This is a genomic window from Mesorhizobium sp. M5C.F.Cr.IN.023.01.1.1, from assembly GCF_003997585.1.
GTDB lineage: Bacteria > Pseudomonadota > Alphaproteobacteria > Rhizobiales > Rhizobiaceae > Mesorhizobium > Mesorhizobium wenxiniae.
The window spans coordinates 1-18,836 of sequence record NZ_RZSU01000056.1 but is presented as its reverse complement, the minus strand read 5'-3'; the positions used below and the strand labels follow the sequence as shown (position 1 = coordinate 18,836).

15 protein-coding genes and 2 pseudogenes are annotated in these 18,836 nt (G+C 62.4%); 10 read left to right on the top strand and 7 right to left on the bottom strand.

What is annotated here, in order from left to right; all coding sequences use genetic code 11:
• Nucleotides 1-212 precede the first annotated feature (212 nt).
• Nucleotides 213-1,748 (bottom strand): sigma-54 dependent transcriptional regulator, encoded by a 1,536-nt coding sequence (locus EOA78_RS21350; protein ID WP_127316846.1) that lies wholly within the window; start codon nucleotides 1,746-1,748, stop codon nucleotides 213-215.
• Between the two features lie 193 nt (nucleotides 1,749-1,941).
• Here EOA78_RS21350 and EOA78_RS21345 point away from each other — a divergent pair, with 193 nt between their 5' ends.
• The 4 genes from EOA78_RS21345 to EOA78_RS21330 all read left to right on the top strand — a co-directional run bounded on the left by EOA78_RS21345 (nucleotide 1,942) and on the right by EOA78_RS21330 (nucleotide 6,877).
• Entirely contained in the window at nucleotides 1,942-3,780 is a 1,839-nt protein-coding gene (locus EOA78_RS21345; protein WP_164783863.1) for a M3 family oligoendopeptidase, read from the top strand.
• Between the two features lie 376 nt (nucleotides 3,781-4,156).
• Nucleotides 4,157-4,948 carry a proton-conducting membrane transporter gene (locus EOA78_RS21340; protein WP_127316845.1) on the top strand — a complete coding sequence of 264 codons (792 nt, stop codon included), beginning with the start codon at nucleotides 4,157-4,159 and terminating at the stop codon, nucleotides 4,946-4,948.
• 172 nt (nucleotides 4,949-5,120) lie between these two features.
• Nucleotides 5,121-6,266 carry an aminodeoxychorismate synthase component I gene (locus EOA78_RS21335; protein ID WP_127316844.1) on the top strand — a complete coding sequence of 382 codons (1,146 nt, stop codon included), beginning with the start codon at nucleotides 5,121-5,123 and terminating at the stop codon, nucleotides 6,264-6,266.
• Nucleotides 6,215-6,877 carry an aminotransferase class IV family protein gene (locus tag EOA78_RS21330; protein WP_127316843.1) on the top strand — a complete coding sequence of 221 codons (663 nt, stop codon included), beginning with the start codon at nucleotides 6,215-6,217 and terminating at the stop codon, nucleotides 6,875-6,877. Before EOA78_RS21335 ends, EOA78_RS21330 begins: the two co-directional genes overlap by 52 nt.
• 168 nt (nucleotides 6,878-7,045) lie before the next feature.
• Here EOA78_RS21330 and EOA78_RS37160 read toward each other — a convergent pair.
• The 5 genes and pseudogenes from EOA78_RS37160 to EOA78_RS36485 all read right to left on the bottom strand — a co-directional run.
• Nucleotides 7,046-7,576 (bottom strand): annotated as a pseudogene (locus tag EOA78_RS37160) (metal-binding protein ZinT); the annotation flags it as partial.
• 120 nt (nucleotides 7,577-7,696) lie between these two features.
• Nucleotides 7,697-8,650: pseudogene (locus EOA78_RS37155) on the bottom strand (hypothetical protein); the annotation flags it as partial.
• 38 nt (nucleotides 8,651-8,688) lie between these two features.
• Entirely contained in the window at nucleotides 8,689-8,820 is a 132-nt protein-coding gene (locus EOA78_RS37960; RefSeq protein ID WP_348628496.1) for a hypothetical protein, read from the bottom strand.
• Nucleotides 8,821-8,898: 78 nt separating this feature from the next.
• Nucleotides 8,899-9,885 (bottom strand): zinc ABC transporter substrate-binding protein AztC, encoded by a 987-nt coding sequence (gene aztC / locus EOA78_RS21320; protein ID WP_127316842.1) that lies wholly within the window; start codon nucleotides 9,883-9,885, stop codon nucleotides 8,899-8,901.
• A gap of 17 nt (nucleotides 9,886-9,902) precedes the next feature.
• On the bottom strand, nucleotides 9,903-10,091 hold the full coding sequence (locus EOA78_RS36485) for a hypothetical protein (protein WP_206533473.1): 189 nt from the start codon (nucleotides 10,089-10,091) through the stop codon (nucleotides 9,903-9,905).
• A 460-nt stretch (nucleotides 10,092-10,551) separates the two neighbouring features.
• Here EOA78_RS36485 and EOA78_RS21310 point away from each other — a divergent pair, with 460 nt between their 5' ends.
• From EOA78_RS21310 to EOA78_RS21285, 6 genes are all read left to right on the top strand, one after another.
• The gene (locus tag EOA78_RS21310; protein WP_127316841.1) at nucleotides 10,552-11,997 is read left to right on the top strand and encodes a homospermidine synthase; all 1,446 of its coding nucleotides are present in this window, start codon (nucleotides 10,552-10,554) and stop codon (nucleotides 11,995-11,997) included.
• A 196-nt stretch (nucleotides 11,998-12,193) separates the two neighbouring features.
• Entirely contained in the window at nucleotides 12,194-12,565 is a 372-nt protein-coding gene (locus EOA78_RS21305) for a hypothetical protein (protein WP_127316868.1), read from the top strand.
• A gap of 179 nt (nucleotides 12,566-12,744) precedes the next feature.
• Entirely contained in the window at nucleotides 12,745-14,847 is a 2,103-nt protein-coding gene (locus EOA78_RS21300; RefSeq protein ID WP_127316867.1) for a bifunctional UDP-sugar hydrolase/5'-nucleotidase, read from the top strand.
• A 144-nt stretch (nucleotides 14,848-14,991) separates the two neighbouring features.
• The gene (gene hemH, locus EOA78_RS21295; protein ID WP_127316840.1) at nucleotides 14,992-16,056 is read left to right on the top strand and encodes a ferrochelatase; all 1,065 of its coding nucleotides are present in this window, start codon (nucleotides 14,992-14,994) and stop codon (nucleotides 16,054-16,056) included.
• A 148-nt stretch (nucleotides 16,057-16,204) separates the two neighbouring features.
• Nucleotides 16,205-17,155: an SPFH domain-containing protein gene (locus EOA78_RS21290; RefSeq protein ID WP_127316839.1), complete on the top strand. Its 951-nt coding sequence runs from the start codon at nucleotides 16,205-16,207 to the stop codon at nucleotides 17,153-17,155.
• Between the two features lie 10 nt (nucleotides 17,156-17,165).
• Nucleotides 17,166-17,630 (top strand): NfeD family protein, encoded by a 465-nt coding sequence (locus EOA78_RS21285; RefSeq protein ID WP_127316838.1) that lies wholly within the window; start codon nucleotides 17,166-17,168, stop codon nucleotides 17,628-17,630.
• Between the two features lie 52 nt (nucleotides 17,631-17,682).
• On the opposite strand, the gene EOA78_RS21280 is transcribed toward EOA78_RS21285, so the two are convergent.
• A complete protein-coding gene (locus EOA78_RS21280; RefSeq protein WP_127316837.1) occupies nucleotides 17,683-18,684 on the bottom strand; it encodes a KpsF/GutQ family sugar-phosphate isomerase in 1,002 nt (333 codons plus the stop codon).
• Between the last annotated feature and the right edge of the window lie 152 nt (nucleotides 18,685-18,836).

The following is an 18,836-nucleotide window of genomic DNA, read 5'->3' as shown; positions in this document are numbered from 1 at the left end:
GTGGCAATATCCCGTCAAAAATATTGCGCGGGGTTTCGTGGTAAACTGCTGGTTTAGATCATGTTTCGGCCTTTGCCTGAACACGATCTGTTACCGGCCGCCTCAATGCGTGAACACTGCCGGCTAGCGCGTCACCCCGACGTGCGTCACGCCCGGTCGATGACTGTCGATTGTCTGGTGCCAGGCTGACAAGCTGGTCCGGACTTGCTTAGTCAGGAAGCAAGCCGGTCGATACGGCCTGTTTCCGGATCGATGCCGTACTCCTTGAGCTTCCTGTAGAGCGTGGAGCGGCCGATGCCGAGGCGGCGGGCAACTTCGCTCATCTGGCCGCTGTAATGGTCGATCGCGAGCTTGATCATTTCGAATTCGACGTCGGCCAGCGCGCGCACATTGCCGCGTTCGTCGAGTGCCCGCAGCGTGCCGAAGCGGGGCTGCGGCCTGGCCGGCGGATCGAGCTCGGTTGCAGCGATGCCGTTATCGGCCGGCACGTCCTCGCCAGGCGGCTCGATGACCAAAGGCGACGCGAGCAACGCGCCATCCGCATCGAGGTTGACGGTGCCCTCGACCTGCGCCCGGATCTGCGGAAACTCCTCTTCGGTCAGCACATCGCCTTCGCAAAGCACCGAGGCCCGGAAGACGGCGTTTTCCAGCTGCCGGATGTTTCCCGGCCAGTCGTAGGCCTGCAGCATGGCGAGCGCCGCAGCCGAAATGCCGTGCAGGCGGTGACGTGGATCGGTGGGCGCAACCTTCTCCAGGAAGTGCTCGACCAGATACGGGATGTCGTCGCGACGATCGCGCAGCGGCGGCACGAAGATCGGATAGACGTTCAGGCGATAGAACAGATCCTCGCGGAATTTGCCGTCTTTGACCTGCTGCAGAAGATTGCGGTGTGTCGCCGAGATCAGCCTGATATCGACCCTGACGGTCGAACGCCCGCCGACCGGATCGACCTCACCGTCCTGCACGGCGCGCAGCAGCTTGACCTGCACGTCGAGCGGCAGGTCGCCGATCTCGTCGAGAAAGAGCGTGCCCGAATGCGCTTCGACGAACTTCCCGGTGTGTTTTTCGGTGGCGCCGGTGAACGAGCCCTTCTCGTGGCCGAACAGGATCGATTCGACCAGATTGTCGGGAATGGCGCCGCAATTGACGGTAACGAAGGGTTTTGAGCGGCGATCGCCGCTGCCCTGGATGGCGCGCGCCACCAGCTCCTTGCCGACACCGGATTCGCCCTCGATAAGGATCGGGATGTTGGACGCGGCCGCCTTCTGGCCGAGACGGATCACCCGATCCATCGCCGGGCTGTGCGTGATCATGTCCTTGAAGGTCAGATGGCCGCCGCGACGCCGCGACGAGCGCTTCACTTCGCCCTCGACCGCCTCGACCTTGAGCGCATTGCCGATCGATGCCTGCAGCCTGTCGGGAGATGCCGGCTTGACGACGAAATCGAAAGCGCCGTGACGCATGGCCGAAACGACGGTCTCGATGCCCCCTTGGGCGGTTTGTACGATGACCGGAACTTGGATGCCACGCTCACGCATCGCCTTCAGCACGCCGATGCCGTCGAGGCCCGGCATGACGAGGTCGAGGATGACCACCGACACGTCGCGCGCATCGGGCCCGTCGAGCGCGTCGAGACCGGCCTCGCCGCCATCCGTGATGATAGCGCTGTGGCCGAATTTCGTCACGGCCGCCTCGAGCAGCCTGCGCTGCACGGGATCGTCATCGACTATGAGTATGGAACCTGTCATGACTGGTTCAACGATGCTCGCCCAATATGCCCACCCAAGGCAATCCACCCTATGGATCATCTTGGCACAGGGTTCTAAATAAGGTTTCAAAAAACCCGGTGAACGAATTCCTTAGGATTTGACCGGCTTTCTCATCCCCTTTTGAATCTTTGAGTCTGACCGCTTGGGCCCTGCAATCTGGAAAGTATCGGCAATGCGCATGGTTTTTGGTCGGCAGCTTGCGGCGGCAGCGTCCGGTCAGGGCGCGGCGGACCTTGGCGACCTGCCGGAATGGGATCTCGCCGATCTCTATTCGGGGATGGACGCCCCCGAGCTGAAGCGCGACATCGCCAGGGCGGCGGCCGATGCCATCAGCTTCGAGAGCCGCTGGAAAGGCACGCTCGCCGCCGAGGCGGAGCGTGCCGACAGCGGCAGGCTGGGCGAGGCGCTTGCCGCCTATGAGGCGCTGGAGGAACTGATCGGCCGGATCGTCTCCTATGCCGGACTGATCTATGCCGGCAACACCGCGGATCCGCTGCGCGCCAAGCTCTATGGCGACATTCAGGAGAAGATGACCGATGCCAGCGCGCATCTTCTGTTTTTCGCGCTCGAACTGAATATCATCGACGACGCCGCGATCGAAACCGCGCTTGCTGCCGATCCCGCCTTCGCTCACTACCGGCCGTGGGTGCTCGATCTGCGCATGGACAAACCCTACCAGCTGGAAGATCGCGTCGAGCAGCTTTTCCATGAGAAGTCGATTACCGGACGCGGCGCCTGGAACCGCTTGTTCGACGAAACGATGACCGATCTGCGCTTCGACATCGATGGCGAGGAGCTTACCCTGGAGCCGGCGCTGAACCGCCTCCAGCACGCCGATGGCGAGGTGCGCCGCCGGGCTTCTCAAGCACTGGCCGCAACCTTCCGCAAGAACCTGCGCACGTTCACGCTGGTCACCAACACGCTGGCCAAGGACAAGGAGATTTCCGACCGCTGGCGCGGCTTCGAGGACATCGCCGATTCTCGCCATCTCGCCAACCGCGTCGAGCGCAGCGTGGTGGATGCGCTGGCCTCAGCCGTTCGCGACGCCTATCCGCGTCTGTCGCACCGCTACTACCAGATGAAGGCGCGCTGGCTGGGCATGGAGGTGATGAACCACTGGGACCGCAACGCGCCGTTGCCAGAGACCCCGCAAACGATCATCGGCTGGGACGAGGCCAAGAACACGGTGCTTTCCGCCTATCAGCGCTTTTCACCTGACATGGCGGAGATCGCCCGGGTTTTCTTCGAGCGCAACTGGATCGACGCGCCGGTAAGGCCTGGCAAGTCGCCGGGCGCCTTCGCGCATCCGACCGTGCCGTCGGCGCATCCCTATGTTCTGCTCAACTACATGGGCAAGCCGCGCGACGTGATGACGCTGGCGCATGAGCTTGGTCACGGCGTGCATCAGGTGCTGGCTGCAGGCCAGGGCGCGCTGATGGCTTCGACGCCGCTGACTCTGGCCGAGACGGCATCCGTCTTCGGCGAGATGCTGACCTTCCGCTCGCTGCTGGACCAGACCACGGACAAGCGCGAGCGGAAAGCCATGCTCGCCCAGAAGGTCGAGGACATGATCAACACGGTCGTGCGGCAGATCGCTTTCTATGAATTCGAACGCAAGGTGCATGCCGAGCGCAAGAACGGCGAACTGACATCCGACAGGCTCGGCCAGTTCTGGCTGGAAGTGCAGGCGCAAAGCCTCGGGCCGGCGATCAAGCTGCGCGACGGTTACGAGGTCTTCTGGACCTATATTCCACACTTCATCCATTCGCCCTTCTACGTCTACGCCTATGCTTTCGGCGACTGCCTGGTGAATTCGCTCTATGCGGTCTATCAGAATGCGGAGCGTGGCTTTCAGGAGAAATATTTTGCCATGCTGCGCGCCGGCGGCACCAAGCATCATTCCGAGCTCCTGGCACCCTTCGGCCTTGACGCCACAGACCCTGCCTTCTGGCAGATCGGACTTGGCGTGATCGGCGGGCTGATCGACGAGCTCGAAGCTTTGGACAATTGACGCATAGCGCTGAACATCCGGGGCTGACAGAACAATTTAGACGCAATGCATATTGAGACCATTCTATTCTTGCCCTAAATATGTGTTCTTAAATAACTCTCCGTGGAATTTTTCCGTTAGCTTTCCGGAAGCTGTATGATAGCGTCCCGCCTCAAGCTCAGTCGGGCGCGGGGCTCAGGCCAGGAAAAAATCTCGGTCCGGTCACGGCGCTTCGGCAAATGCGACAGCGGCCGTTGGCCATGGCAGGAAAAGCCGGTCGCCGACAGCTCGATCTAAGCCGGCTGTTCCGCGAACAGCGGAGCCACCAATGAATGGTCCTTGTGCCAAGGTCACCACTCCAGGCCACGGCAGATGGATCGTACTGGAGAGAAAGACAATGGGCACTTTTTTCTACATGCTCCTAGCGTTCCTGGTAGGTGTGTTGGTTGGCTGGTTCATCTGGGGACGCCTGCGTGGCGAGTTCGACAGCCTGCGCGGTGACATGGACCGCACGCGCAGCGAGCGCGACAGGCTGCGAGCCGACGCCGACCGCCTGACCGGTGAGCTGGAAGTATGCCGCGGCGCCCGCGCCGACCTGGAGCGCCAGTTGAGCGAGGTACAAGGCTCCAAGACCGGTGCGACAAAGGCAGCAATCCCGGCACCGTCGGCATTGATGGCGACATCCGCGCCGGCCAAGTCGACGCCGGCCAAGACGACGCCGGCCAAGAACGGGCCAGCAAAGACCGCGCCAGCCAAGACCGCGTCCAAGAAACCGGCGGCCGCGAAGGCCGCAGCCGCGCCGAAGGCCGGTGCGTCGAAAGCGGGCGCGCCGAAGGCAAGTGCGCCAAAACCTCCCGCATCGAAAACGGGTGCTGCACCAAAGAGCGCTGCGCCAGCGGCAAGGAAAGCCGCGACAAGAAAGGCGGCGCCGGACAAAGCCAGCAATCTGCGCCGCCTGATCGGCATCGGCCCGGCCAACGAGCGGCTGCTCAACGAGCTCGGAGTCACAACCTTTGCGCAAATCGCCGCCTGGACGGCCGCCGACGTCAAGCGGATCGAGGAGACGTTGAACTTCGACGGCCGCATCGAGCGTGAGCGCTGGATCGAACAGGCGAAACTGCTTGCCGCCGGCGATGAGGAGGAATTCGCGCGTCGCTTCCCGACCGGGGGAACCGCGAGCAACACCTGAATTGCCTGCCGGTATCGAGCACATGACAGACCGGCGGTGCCTTCGAGGTGCCGCCGGTTTGCTTTTCACCACGGCTGCCTTTGCGTCTTGAGACGCCGCTCTCTCGATTGCGCGCGATCGAGCCCCCATATAGAGCGATAGCTGGCGTCATCGACCGCAGCATCCGAGTCCTATGTCCCTGCCCTCTGCAATTTTCCGGAATGACGAGCGCGCGCATCAGCTCGTTTTCGACCGCCCGGCCGGCATCATCGTGGCGCATGAGGCGGAGGATTTCCTGCCGGCGCTGGAAATTGCGCAGGCCGCGCATGACGCCGGCAAATGGCTGGCCGGATATTTCTCCTACGAGGCCGGCTACCTGCTCGAGCCGAAGCTCGTTCCGCTGCTGCCGGGCGGACGCCGCGCCCCGCTTGTCTGCCTGGGGATCTTCGACGCGCCTGTCGAACAGGCGGTCGTGCCAAGCAATGCGCCGGCGACCAACGGTCCGATCTTCGACGCAAGGGCTGCCTGGTCTTCAGAAGACTACGCAAAACGCTTTGCGCGGCTCCACAATCACATTCGCAAGGGCGATTGCTATCAGGGCAATCTGACCTTTCCGGTTCATGCGCAGTGGTCGGGCGATCCGCTGGCCGCCTTCGACGCGCTGACGGAGCGCCAGCCGGTGAAATACGGCGCGCTGATCGCGCTCGGCGATCCGGTCGTTTTGTCGCGTTCGCCGGAACTGTTCTTCGAGGTCGACGCCGAAGGCATGATCGAGACCCATCCGATGAAGGGCACCGCCCCGCGCGGCGCGACCAAGGCGGAGGACAAGCGGCTGAAGGCGTTCTTGCTCAATGACGAGAAGAACCAGGCTGAGAACCGGATGATCGTCGATCTCCTGCGCAACGACATCTCGCTGATCAGCGAGGTCGGCACGCTGGAGGTGCCGGAGCTTTTCCGCATCGAGAGCTACCCGACCGTCCACCAAATGGTGAGCCGCGTGCGGGCCAAGCTCTTGCCCGACCTCACCATCCGACAGATCTTCGCTGCGCTGTTTCCATGCGGATCGATCACCGGCGCCCCAAAAATCCGCGCCATGGAAATCCTGCACGATCTGGAAGCCACGCCGCGCGATGTCTATTGCGGCGCCATCGGCTGGATCGCGCCCGGCGGCACGATGCGCTTTTCGGTGGCGATCCGCACCATATCGCTCTTTTCCAGTGGCGAGGCCGTCTACAATATCGGTGGTGGCGTCGTCTTCGATTCAACGGCCGAGGAGGAGTATCAGGAGTGCCTGCTGAAAGCGCGCTACGCGACGGGAACACCGCCGATTTCGAGCTGATCGAAACCATGCGCTGGCAGCCGGGCCAGGGCTTCCTCCGTTTCGACCGCCATTTGGCTCGCCTTTATGGCTCGGCAGCCGAACTGGGTTTTGCCTGCGATCCGCAAAAGGTCGGCGAGATGCTCAGGAATGCCGTCGACCGGCCGGACATGGCCTTGCGCACACGCCTCGTCCTGTCGCGCAGCGGCAAGGTGACGGTCTCGGCGCTGCCTTATGAGCCGCATGCAGCCGACAAGGTGTGGAGGCTGCAACTGGCGCGGGTGCGGCTCGATTCGAGCGACACGCTGCTGCGCCACAAGACGAGCCGCCGGGACACCTATCAGCGGGCGCGAGCCGAATATCTGATCAGCCGGGCCGACGAGGTGCTGCTGGCCAACGAGCGTGGCGAAATCTGTGAGGGCACGATCACCAATCTCTTTGCCGATTTCGGCGACGGCGCGCTGGCAACTCCGCGGCTCGATTGCGGCCTGCTGCCTGGCGTATTGCGCGGCGAATTGCTGGACGAAGGCCGCGCCCATGAGGCAATCTACACCTTGGATGATTTGAAGTCGGCCAAAGCGCTGTTCGTCGGCAATTCCCTGCGCGGATTAATCCCGGCGCGGCTGGGCTGATACGCAACCGAAAAGGCGCCGGACGATAGCCGCTGGAGTGGCGACAGCCGACCCACGCGCCCATGGCTGTGCCTCAGCAGCCAAGGTTTACCTTGCGAGTTGCTGAAGATGCGTCCGGCCCGGGAAAGAATGGGCCGGACGCGCAGGCGAGAGCGACGGGCGCCGCGGTCAGTGCGCCATCATCTCGCTCACGATTTCCTTCGCGCTCAGGGAGGACGGATAGTAGGTCGGCCAGTTCGTCACCTCCTCCAGCAGAGCGGCGCGATCATTACCCCAGTAGAGGTGATAATGGTCGGCTGCCTCAGGCGCTATTCTGTGGTCGCTGAACTGAATGTACTGCGGGGCGGCGGCATCTCCTTCGGTCTTCTTGAAGATGAAGCGGACGCCACGGTTGCCCTTCTTGTAGGTCAGGATCTCATAGCCGTCGCTGGCATAGCGAGCCTTAAGCGGCTGCCCGTCCTTGAAGAAGGTCACGGTGTCGCCATCGATCGTGATGCGCTCGACGTCGGTCTTGTAGCCGATCTCGTAATAGGCCTTGTACTCGTCGGCGGTCTGGTCGCCGCTCTCCGCCTTGTGCGCCATGACCGGATCGAGCGTCCCGTCCTGCAGATGGGGATAGACCGACTGCCAATCGCCGGCCCAATCGGAAAGAACACGCTCCTTGATCTGACTGTCTTCAAAGTAGCCTTTGTAGATCTGGTCATCACCGTGGCTGTGGCTGTGTGCCTCCTTGCCGTCGGTATCGTGGACCTGGCCAGAGCCGCCGACTGCGACGATGTTGAAGGGCTTGCCCTCGACGGCGATTTCACCGGCCTTGGCGAAAGACGCCGCGTCGACGAGATGCAGCTTGCCCTGAAGAGGATCGGTCACGACGACCTGGTCACCGGCGACCGCGATGCGCGGGCGCGGATCGTTCCAGTGACCGTCCATCGAATAGGGATCGGTAAGCTTGAGCGAGTTTGCGATTTCCCCTCTCACCACGTCGAGCTGGTGACGCTGCCCGTCCTCGGTGAAGACATAGGCGAACTTCGCGCGAACCGGATCGACCGCGAAATGCACGCGGCGGGTCGGAAGGCTGATCAGCCGGAATGCGTCGCTCTCGAACGTCGGATCGATCAGCACCACCTTGTCGGCGCCGTAGTTGCCGAGGAAATATTGCAGGCCTCTGCCGCCGATCAGCGTCGTCGTTTTGCCGTCCGGCAGGCTGTCGGCATAGGGCAGATGACGGATCGCCGGGGTGCCATCGCCATGGCTGACGACAAGCAGGCCGGTCGCGCAGGCGAAAGCCAGGATATTGCCGGAAGACGCCTCGCCGTGGAGGTCGGGGCAGGCGTGGATGCCGCCGGTCGGCGCGCCGGCTTCGTCAGCAACCTTGATGCCGACCGGGAGTTCATCCGGCTTTTCCCTGTTCGGCTCTGACAGGAGGACATGGGAGCCATAGGCGACTGCGACGCCGTGCTGCGGCGCGTCCGTCTTCACGTCCCTGTAATCCGATTTGCCTTCCAGGACCGCCTTCTCGGAAAGGATACGGGCGACACCTTCGCCGTCGAAAAAAGCGGCGAAGTCTCCGTCATGCTCGACGAAATGCGATGGCTTCTTGCCTGCGATCTCGACGCCGGCAAGTTTTGGCGCTTCAACGTCGATGTCGCCGTGTTCGCCGTGGTCCTCGAAGGAGATGCCGCTCGCGATCCCGGTAACGACGCCGGCCGCGCCCTGCACGGCGAACACGGTCCGGCCGCTTTCGCTGCGGTGGAGCGACGCCGGCCCTTTGATATGGAACGTGTCGAGCCTTCCGCCATCGACCGCATCGATTACGTCACCTTCGGATCCGCGTGATCCGAGATGAAGAGGCGCCAGGCGGTCATCTCCTCGGCATGGGCCGCACTTGTTGATAGAGACAGAAACAGCGCGATGGCCGTGGCTGACGCCCAATTTGTCCTCACGGTATTCTCCTTGATGTTATTACATAACTGACTGTGATCGACGAAACGGCGGATTGCCTCGCCTTTCCATCGTGGCGATCAGCTCCCGAGGATCGCGCCTTTGATCGCCGTGATGTTGTGCCGCATCATCTCGAGATAGGTCGCCGCCGGGCCGTTCTCGTCCGACAGGGCATCGGAGTAGAGTTCACCGCCGATTTTCAGACCCGTCTCGCTGGCGATCTGCTCGATCAGGCGCGGATTGGTGACGTTTTCCACGAAGATTGCCGAAGCCTTGTCTTGCCTGATCTGTTTGATGAGGGCCGCGACGTCGGAAGCTGAAGCCTCAGATTCGGTGGAGACGCCCTCCGGCGCGAGGAATTTTATGCCGTATTCGTGCTCGAAATACCCGTAGGCGTCGTGCGAGGTGATGATCGTGCGCTTGTCCTCGGGGATCTCAGCTACAGCAGCCTTGATCTCCTCTTCCAGTGCCTCGAGCTGCTGGCCGTATGATTCGGCATTGGCCCGATAAGTGTAACAGCCGGCTGCATCGGCGGCACAGAAGGCATCGGCGATGTTCTTCACATAGAGTTCGGCATTGTGCACCGACTGCCATGCATGGGGATCAGACTCGCCGTGATGATGGTGCCCTTCCTCATGGCCCTCTTTCGCCTCCGCGGCGTGCCCTGCCTCACCCTTGGCGGCTTTATCCTGATCGTGGTGACCTTCTTCCTCGGTGTTGCGCAACACCTCGCCGCCTTTGGTCAATTCCACGACTGGCGCTTTCGTCGCGCTCGCCTCGACGAGACGCTGGAGGAAGCCCTCGAACTGGAGGCCGTTGACCAGCACCACGTCGGCAGAACCGACGGTGGCCGCGTCGGCCGGCTTCGGTTCGTAGACATGGGCGTCACCATTCGGGCCGACCAGCGTGATGATGTCGACACGGTCACCGCCGACATTCCTGGCGAAATCGGCAATGATCGAGAAACTGGCGACAACCTTGAGGTTCTCGGCCGCGGCCACCGACGGGATGATTGGCAACGATGTTATGACGCCCATCGCGGCGGCGAGCTTCAGCGTCTTGGACATTCGATCAACTCCTTTGTTCAATCGGTTCTGTGGGAGATGTGCCGGACGCGTGGCGAGCAGCCGCGCGTCCCGGCAGAGATGGAAGAAACGTACATCGTGCCCGCCGACAGATGATCGCCGGGCCGGACGATCCCATCGAGGTGATGCACGGCGGGATGGCTGTTGTAGTCCAGCGTCAGGTCTTGAAAGATCACACAGGCAGCCATTCGATCCGTCTCCGCGGCAGCCACCAAGGTCAGCCCCGCTCTTGACGAGCCGTATGTTATGTTATTACGTTCGTCAATCGAAAAGTGTCGCACGGCTCAGAGTGCTGGCCCTGTCTAAAATCGAGGCAAGGCCTGGCAGCAGGATCGCGGGCGTCCACATTTGCACCGAGGGCGAAAACCCGCTGAACGGTTGGCGCATCACGGACGGGCAACGCTCGGCGCATCTTTGGCCGCGCAACCGCCGGCGCTCGACTTTGCCCAACGCGACTACAAGATTCTGACGGCCACGATCGGGTGGTCGTCCTCCTTAACCACATGACGAATGCAGCGTAGCTCGCGGCTTTTCGCTGGTTTATGACAATGATCTGTGGTTGTAGCGCGTGGCGGTCGGGCAGAAAAATGCTCCGCTTTGCGTCTGTTTGCCCGGTTTTTCAGCCTATCTGAGGGAGTAATCGATAAAATGGCGAATGAAAACTGGCCCGTTTACGGCGAGATTACCGGCCCTGTCGTGATGATCGGCTTCGGCTCGATCGGACGGGGAACGCTGCCGCTGATCGAGCGCCATTTCAAGTTCGACAAGTCGCGCATGACGGTCATCGACCCACGCGATACCGATCGCAAGCTGCTCGACGAGCGCGACATCACCTTCATGCAGGATGCGGTGACCAAGAAGAACTACAAGACGCTGCTGACGCCGCTGCTGACCAAAGGCGGTGGCCAGGGCTTTTGCGTCAACCTCTCGGTCGACACCGGCTCAGTGGATTTGATGCGGCTCTGTCGCAAGCTGGGTGTGCTTTACATCGACACCGTCGTAGAGCCGTGGCTCGGCTTCTATTTCGACACCAAGGCCGACAATGCCAGCCGCAGCAACTACGCGCTGCGTGAATCCATGATCGAAGAAAAGCACGCGCATCCCGGCGGGGCGACCGCAATCTCCACCTGTGGCGCCAATCCAGGCATGGTCTCGTGGTTCGTCAAGCAGGCTCTGGTCAACCTCGCCACCGATCTTGGCCTCGAGTTCTCGGAGCCCGCGCAGCACGATCGCGAAAGTTGGGCCAGGCTGATGAAGAAGGCCGGCGTCAAGGGTATCCACATCGCCGAGCGCGACACACAGCGCACCAAGAAGCCGAAGCCGATGAACGTGTTCTGGAACACCTGGTCGGTCGAAGGCTTCATCTCGGAAGGGCTTCAACCGGCCGAGCTAGGCTGGGGCACGCATGAGACGTGGATGCCGAAGAACGGCAAGGAGCACAAGAATGGCTCGAGGGCCGCAATCTATCTGGAGCAGCCGGGCGCCAACACGCGTGTGCGCAGCTGGTGCCCGACGCCCGGCCCGCAATACGGCTTCCTGGTGACGCACAACGAGTCGATTTCGATCGCCGACTTCTTCACCGTGCGCGGCAAGAAGGGCAAAGTCCAATATCGCCCGACCTGTCACTATGCCTACCATCCCTGCAACGACGCCGTGCTGTCGCTGCACGAGATGTTCGGTGCCGCTGGCAAGGCACAACCCGTGCATCACGTGCTCGATGAAAACGAACTGGTCGACGGTGTCGACGAGCTCGGCGTGCTGCTCTACGGCCACGACAAGAACGCCTATTGGTATGGTTCGCAACTGTCGCTGGCGGAAGCGCGCAAGCTGGCGCCGTATCAGAACGCCACGGGCATGCAGGTCACGTCGGCAGTGCTGGCGGGCATGGTCTGGGCGCTGGAAAATCCCGAGGCCGGCATCGTCGAGGCCGACGAGATGGACTACAGGCGCTGCCTGGAAGTGCAGTCCCCCTATCTGGGGCCGATCAAGGGCTATTACACCGATTGGACGCCGCTCGATAACCGCCCTGGTCTGTTCCCGGAAGACCTCGACAAAAACGACCCATGGCAATTCCGCAACATCCTCGTTCGATAGTGCAACATCCTCGTTCGATAGCAATGTTTCGCTGCCTTGCAATCGCCTGGAAATCGGGCGATTGAAGGAAAGGTGGCGGCCTAGAGCGACGTGCGTCCATTTGGACGCACTAAGTATAGCGCTTTGAATGTGCGCATCGTGCTTTCCGAAAAATCGGAGCGATTTTCCGGCCGATGCGAGAGGAGAGGATTTGATGATGACGATTGCGCGCAAATTGCTTTCGGCCGGCATTGTCGCGGCCGCTGCCGCCTCGGCGGCGTGCACCACCGCCGGCCCGGGCGGGCCGCCATTGGCCGCGCGGAGCGCGGTCGAAGGCTCATGGATCGACGCGCAAGGCACGGGCCTGTCGACCTTCGCCGGCGGCAGCTTCAACACCGTCGCGACCGACACCGGCCAGAAACTTGCCGACGGCAGCTACACCATGACCGGCGGCACCTCGGTCGAAATCCAGGGCACTTCGCTGATCCGCCAGACGCCGATCAGCTTCAACTGCTTGTTGATCTCCACCTCGCAGCTTAATTGCACCAGCGCGAGCGGGCAGAACTTTGTGCTGACGCGACGCACCTGAGCCCGTACTGAACTGCTTTTGCAAAGGACGGCGGCTTGAGGCCGCCGCCCTTTTTGTGCCGGCAAAGCTGGCCCCGATTCCGCTTGCATCACCTAAAACGCGATGTGAACATGGACGAAAAGCTGGCTGTTATGTTCCAGTCGAGCAAGGGCGTTAAACAGATCATCCGGGAGACGAAGATGAAGAAGATCGCCGCCATTGCCGCCCTGTCGGCGTCTACGCTTGGCCTGTCAGCCGGCGTGTCCTTTGCCGACTACACGCTGAACATCCTGCACATCAACGACTGGCATAGCCGCATCGAAAGCAACAACAAATATGAATCGACCTGCTCTGCCGAAGAGGAGGCCAAGGGCGAGTGCACCGGCGGCGCGGCGCGGCTGATCACGGCGATCGCCCAGGAGCGCAAGAAGCTGGAAGGCCAGAACGTGCTGCTGCTCAACGCCGGCGACAATTTCCAGGGTTCGCTCTTCTACACCACCTACAAGGGCAAGACCGAAGGCGAATTCCTCAACCAGATGAAATTCGACGCCATGGCGGTCGGCAATCACGAGTTCGACGACGGCGAGGCGGCGCTGGCGCCGTTCCTGGATATGATCAAATTTCCGGTGCTCGGCGCCAATGTGAAGGCCAACGCGCAATCCAAGCTCGGTGACCGCGTGAAACCGTCGATCGTGATCGAGGTCGGCGGCCAGAAGATCGGCGTCGTCGGCGCGGTCACCAACGACACGCCGGAGCTCGCTTCGCCAGGCCCTAACGTCACGATCGAGGACGACGTCAACTCGATCACGTCAGAGGTCGAGAAGCTGAAGGGAGAAGGCGTCAACAAGATCATCGCGGTCACCCATATCGGTTACAAGCGTGAGCGCGACGCCATCGCCAAGATCCCGGGTGTCGACGTGGTGGTCGGCGGCCACAGCCATTCGCTGCTGTCCAACACCGATCCCAAGGCTGAAGGCCCCTACCCGACGATGGTCGACAATCCGGACGGCTACAAAGTGCCGGTCGTCCAGGCGGCGTCCTATTCGAAGTATCTCGGCGAGTTCAAGGTCGTGTTTGACGACAACGGCGTCGTCAAGCAAGCCAGCGGCGACCCGATCTACCTCGACAAGTCGATCACGCCAGATCCCGCGGTGCTTGCCCGCATCAAGGAGCTCGGCGCGCCGATCGAGGCGTTGAAGAACCAGGAGGTCGCCGAAACCACCAAGGCGATCGACGGCAGCCGTGAGTACTGCCGCACCCGCGAGTGCGAGATGGGCAATCTCGTCTCCGATGCCGTCCTTGACCGCGTCAAGGACCAGGGTGTGGAGATCGTCATCACGAATGGCGGCGGTCTGCGCGCTTCGATCGACCAGGGCACCGTCACCATGGGCGAAGTGCTGAACGTGCTGCCGTTCCAGAACACAGTGGCGACCTTCCAGATTTCCGGCAAGGATCTGATTGCCGGGCTCGAGAACGGTCTCAGCCAGATCGAGGACGGCGCCGGACGCTTCCCGCAGGTTGCCGGCCTGAAGTACTCATTCGACAAATCGGCTGCCCCGAATGCCGGGCGCGTCAAGTCGGTCGAAGTCATGCAAGGCGGCGCGTGGACCCCGATCAATCCGGACAAGGATTACCTGGTCGCCACCAACAACTATGTGCGCCAGGGCGGCGACGGCTACAAGGTGTTCGCCGACAAGGCCAAGAACGCCTATGATTACGGACCGGGCCTCGAACAGGTAGTCGCGGATTATCTCAGTGCACATCGGCCCTATACGCCGAAGCTCGACGGCCGCATCACCGAGATCACGGCCGCCGCCGCGGCGGAACCGGCCCAGGAACGGGCCCAGGAACCGGCGAAGCCGGCCGAGGCTGCGCCCGCTCCGGCCGAGCCCGCAAAACCAGCAGAAACGGCTCCAGCCGCGACTGCGGAGCCGGCGATGCCCGAACCGCCGGCTGGTTCGGACGATATCGCCACGACGCCGCCAGCCGTGCCGGCGGAACCCGCCCCGGCAACGCCGGCACCTGCCGAGCCGGCAAAGCCAGCCGAGACGGTGCCTGCGGCACCCGCTCCTGCGGCGGAACCAGCCCAGGAACCAGCCAAGCCAGCCGAAGCTGCGCCTGCCGAGCCGGCAAAGCCGGCCGAAAGCAGCCATGTGATCGTTGCCGGCGACACCTATTGGGATCTGGCGGAAAAAGCCTATGGCGATGGCGCCAGGTGGAAAACGATCTCCGACGCCAACAAGGACTATGAGCCGCGCCGCCTTCCCGTCGGCGTGACCTTGACCATCCCGGCCGCAAACTAAATTCTTCCGTCATTGTTGGAAAACCCGTCCGGGTAACCGGGCGGGTTTTCTGCTTTCCGCCTGAGGTAAGATAAGGTGCGGCCAGACGCTGCATTGAAAACCGGCGCGGCATCGCTAGTTTCGCGCAGTGTCCGGAGATCCCTTATGACGCTTTCCAACCCTGTCGATCCCAAGGCTGCGAAGGTCCTCGGCCCGCCGCCGGCAGGACAGCCGCCGGTCGGGGCGGGCAGGATCGGCGTCATGCTGGTTAATCTCGGCACGCCCGACGGCACGGAATTCAAGCCGATGTGGCGCTATCTCAGGGAATTCCTGTCCGATCCGCGCGTCATCGAGCTCAACAAGGCGATCTGGTACCCGATCCTCTACGGGCTGGTTCTCACCACGCGGCCGAAGAAGTCGGGCGCCAACTATGCCAGGATCTGGAACCGGCAGCGTAACGAGTCGCCGCTGCGCACCTACACCCGCGCCCAGAGCGAAAAGCTGGCCGAGGCGCTGCGCGACCTGCCCGGCGTCACCGTCGACTGGGCGATGCGTTACGGCAATCCTTCCACCGAGAGCGTCGCCAAGGGGCTGGTCGCGCAGGGCTGCGACCGCATTCTCTCTTTTCCGCTCTATCCGCAATATTCCGCGACCACGACCGCGACCGCCAACGACCAGCTGTTTCGCGCGCTGATGAAGATGCGCCGCGCCCCGGCGATCCGCAGCGTGCCGCCCTACTATGCCGAACCGGTTTATATCGAGGCGCTTGCCCGTTCGATCGAGCGCCATCTTGCGAGCCTTGATTTTGAGCCGGAGGTGGTCATCGCCTCCTATCACGGGATTCCGAAACCCTATTCCGACAAGGGTGACCCCTATCAGGCCCATTGCCTGGAGACGACCCGGCTGCTGCGTGAAAAGCTCGGCTGGGATGAGAAGAAGCTGATCACCACGTTCCAGTCGCGCTTCGGTGCGCAGGAGTGGCTGCAGCCTTACACCGACAAGACGGTCGAGAAATTGCCCGGAGAAGGCGTGAGATCGATCGCCATCGTCAATCCGGGCTTTTCCGTCGACTGCATCGAGACGCTGGACGAGATCGGCAGGGAGGCGGCCGAGACCTTCCATCATGCAGGCGGCGAGAAGTTCGCGCACATCCCTTGCCTCAATGACAGTGCCGAGGGCATGGCGGTGATCGAGGCGATGGTGCGGCGCGAACTGTCGGGCTGGATCTGAAGCGGATACAATCGAGCGCCGCTAGCCTGCTTTCTATGCACCGGTAATCCATTATCACCTGATTGTAACGTTCCTGAAACACACTTAAGTGATTGGTGAAGTCGGCCGCGTGAAACATTTCCGTGGCCGGCATCTGAGGGAGAGCCAAATGGATTTCAGTGGTTTCGATATCGCGCTTCTTGTTCTTGTTGCTCTTGTCGTGCTCGTGCTTTTCAAGGGCATCCGGACAATTCCGCAAGGCTACAATTATACCGTCGAACGCTTTGGCCGCTATACCAAGACATTGAGCCCCGGCCTCAACATCATCGTTCCGTTCGTCGATCGCATCGGCGCCAAGTTGAACATGATGGAGCAGGTGCTCGACGTCCCGACCCAGGAGATCATCACCCGCGACAACGCTACCGTCGCCGTCGACGGCGTCGCCTTCTACCAGGTGCTCAACGCCGCGCAGGCCGCCTACCAGGTCGCCGGGCTGGAGAACGCCATCCTCAACCTGACGATGACCAACATCCGTACCGTGATGGGCTCGATGGACCTCGACGAGCTTTTATCGAACCGCGACGCCATCAACGAACGCCTGCTGCGCGTCGTCGACGAGGCGGCGCATCCCTGGGGCATCAAGATCACCCGCGTCGAGATCAAGGACATCAATCCACCCGCCAATCTCGTCGAATCGATGGGTCGCCAGATGATGGCCGAGCGCAACAAGCGCGCGCAGATTCTCGACGCCGAAGGCCTCAAGCAATCGCAGATCCTGGAAGCCGAGGGCCGCAAGGAAGCCGCCTTCCGCGACGCCGAGGCGCGCGAACGCTCGGCCGAGGCCGAGGCCCGCGCCACGCAGGTGGTGTCGGAAGCGATCGCCATGGGCGACGTGCAGGCGCTCAACTACTTCGTTGCCCTGAAATACACCGAAGCGCTGACCAGGATCGGCTCCGCCACAAACAGCAAGGTCGTGCTGATGCCGATGGAAGCTTCATCATTGATCGGCACGCTCGGCGGCATCGGCGCGATCGCCAAGGAAGTCTTCGGCAGCGAGGGCACTGCCGGCACGCCGCGGCAAGCTTCACGCCCGCCGGCAGTTCGCCCGAGCGAGAGCTGAGGCCGATCCGATGTTCGACCGTATCATTTCCGAACTCGGTCCCTGGAATTGGATGGTTCTCGGCTTTGTCCTCCTGGTGATGGAGGTCATCGCACCGGGCATATTCATGCTGTGGATCGGCATCGCCGCGCTGCTGATCGGCGTGGTGTCCCTCCTCATCTGGGACGCCGGCTTCTGGACCTGGCAGATCCAGGTTCTCGCTTTCCTGGCGATGTCGCTGGTTTCAACCTATGTCGGCAAGAGACTGGTGGGCGAACGCCATGACCTGACCGACCAGCCGCTGCTCAATCGCCGCGGCGAACAGATGATCGGCAGGATCGCGACACTTGCCGAGCCGATCAAGGACGGGCGAGGCCGCATAAAGCTGGGCGATACTCTATGGCGCGTCTCAGGCCCCGATCTGCCGGCCGGCACGCAGGTGCGCGTGACGGGCGCGGCCGACACCGATCTGGAGCTGACGGTCGAGGCGGTCTAGGACCGATCCCACCCATCTCGGCGGGCGACTTTTCAAAGAGGCCTGAGGTCTGTCAGGCCGCGCCGATGCGCAGCAGGTCGTGCAGATGGACAAGTCCGACCGGCCGTCCGCTCTCGACAACCATCAGGCTGGAAATGGCCGAATTGTTGATCGTCTGCAGCGCCGTCGCCACCAGCGTATCCGGCCCGGCTGTCTTCGGCTCCTTGGTCATGACCTCATCGACGCTCATCGTCAAAAGATTATTGCCGATGTGGCGCCTGATATCGCCATCGGTGACGATGCCGATCAGCGCACCATCCGCGGCGGTTATCGCCACGCAGCCAAACCCCTTGCGCGACAATTCGAGGATCGCTTCGCGCATTCCGGTGCCCGAAGGCACCAGCGGCAGCCTGTCGCCGACATGCATGATGTCGCGGATCTGCGTCAGATTGGCGCCAAGTTGCCCGCCGGGATGGAAGGTGCGGAAATGATCCGGCGTGAAGCCGCGCGCTTCGAGCAACGCGATGGCCAGCGCATCGCCGATCACCAGTTGCAGCAGCGTCGATGTCGTCGGTGCCAGGCCGTGCGGGCAGGCTTCCGGCGCACGCGGCAGCAGGAGCACCACATCGGCCGCACGCGCCAGCGCCGATCGCTCTCCGGCGGTGACCGCGATCAGCGGAATCGAGAAGCGCCTGGAATAGGCGATGATGCCCTTGAGCTCGCGGCTCTCGCCCGACCACGACATGGCGATGATGGCATCGTCCTTGGCGATCATGCCGAGGTCGCCATGATTGGCTTCGGCAGGATGGACGAAGAAAGCCGGCGTGCCGGTCGAGGCGAGCGTTGCGGCGATCTTTGAGCCGATATGGCCGCTCTTGCCGACGCCGGTGACGATGACGCGGCCCTCGATTTGCGACACCATGTCGACGGCGTGCGCGAACGGTTCGGTCAATCCGTTTTCGAGCGCGGCCGCCAGCGCCGCGACACCGGCCTGCTCGGTCGCTACCGTTCTAAGCGCCGAGGCGATCGAAGCTTGCCCATCGAGCCGCTTCTTGTCTGGGGATCTCGCATGCATGGGTGATGCGATTAGCGCTTTGCCGCGCGCCTGTCCAACGGAATTGCCATCCAGCGAGGCCTGATCCACCGCTGCCTCAACCCTCCGTTAACCATCCCCATTTACGGTTCGGTAAGTATGGCGCGCGCGCGCCGCGCACGCAGTGGTGGCCA

What these genes read in the sequence shown, in the direction of transcription:
- aztC (WP_127316842.1), bottom strand. Translation starts at nt 9,885, where the DNA reads ATGTCCAAGACGCTGAAGCTCGCCGCCGCGATGGGCGTCATAACATCG.
- hemH (WP_127316840.1), top strand. Translation starts at nt 14,992, where the DNA reads ATGACGCTTTCCAACCCTGTCGATCCCAAGGCTGCGAAGGTCCTCGGC.
- EOA78_RS21280 (WP_127316837.1), bottom strand. Translation starts at nt 18,684, where the DNA reads ATGCATGCGAGATCCCCAGACAAGAAGCGGCTCGATGGGCAAGCTTCG.
- EOA78_RS21340 (WP_127316845.1), top strand. Translation starts at nt 4,157, where the DNA reads ATGGGCACTTTTTTCTACATGCTCCTAGCGTTCCTGGTAGGTGTGTTG.
- EOA78_RS21300 (WP_127316867.1), top strand. Translation starts at nt 12,745, where the DNA reads ATGAAGAAGATCGCCGCCATTGCCGCCCTGTCGGCGTCTACGCTTGGC.
- EOA78_RS21335 (WP_127316844.1), top strand. Translation starts at nt 5,121, where the DNA reads ATGTCCCTGCCCTCTGCAATTTTCCGGAATGACGAGCGCGCGCATCAG.
- EOA78_RS21350 (WP_127316846.1), bottom strand. Translation starts at nt 1,748, where the DNA reads ATGACAGGTTCCATACTCATAGTCGATGACGATCCCGTGCAGCGCAGG.
- EOA78_RS21345 (WP_164783863.1), top strand. Translation starts at nt 1,942, where the DNA reads ATGCGCATGGTTTTTGGTCGGCAGCTTGCGGCGGCAGCGTCCGGTCAG.
- EOA78_RS36485 (WP_206533473.1), bottom strand. Translation starts at nt 10,091, where the DNA reads ATGGCTGCCTGTGTGATCTTTCAAGACCTGACGCTGGACTACAACAGC.
- EOA78_RS21310 (WP_127316841.1), top strand. Translation starts at nt 10,552, where the DNA reads ATGGCGAATGAAAACTGGCCCGTTTACGGCGAGATTACCGGCCCTGTC.
- EOA78_RS21290 (WP_127316839.1), top strand. Translation starts at nt 16,205, where the DNA reads ATGGATTTCAGTGGTTTCGATATCGCGCTTCTTGTTCTTGTTGCTCTT.
- EOA78_RS21305 (WP_127316868.1), top strand. Translation starts at nt 12,194, where the DNA reads ATGACGATTGCGCGCAAATTGCTTTCGGCCGGCATTGTCGCGGCCGCT.
- EOA78_RS21285 (WP_127316838.1), top strand. Translation starts at nt 17,166, where the DNA reads ATGTTCGACCGTATCATTTCCGAACTCGGTCCCTGGAATTGGATGGTT.